The sequence below is a fragment of the Aquisphaera insulae genome (assembly GCF_011064615.1).
Lineage (GTDB): Bacteria > Planctomycetota > Planctomycetia > Isosphaerales > Isosphaeraceae > Aquisphaera > Aquisphaera insulae.
In genome coordinates this window covers 1-273 of sequence record NZ_JAALJH010000295.1, presented here as the reverse complement: position 1 = coordinate 273, position 273 = coordinate 1, and the positions used below count along the sequence as shown (strand labels likewise).

Annotated in this window: 1 pseudogene; it reads left to right on the top strand. The window is 73.3% G+C overall.

The window, feature by feature from the left end:
- Positions 1 to 273, top strand: a pseudogene (locus tag G6O54_RS37190) (glycosyltransferase); the annotation flags it as partial.

The following is a 273-nucleotide window of genomic DNA, read 5'->3' as shown; positions in this document are numbered from 1 at the left end:
TTGTTCGCCCTGATCGCGCGGTGCCAGCAGATGCTCGGCAACCTGCCGCGGGCGATCGCGGCCTGCGACGAGGGCCTGTCCTTCTTCCCCGAGGACGCCGAGCTGCTCTTCCGCAAGGCGGTGGCCCACCGGAGCGCCGGCGAGCCGGCGGCGGCCGAGTCGTCGTGGCGCAGGATCCTGGGGCTGCGGCGTCCGGAGGAGTTCGCCAGCGTCGACCAGGGGATCTACGGCCACCTCACCCGGCGCAACCTCGCGAGGCTCGCCGAGGAGCGA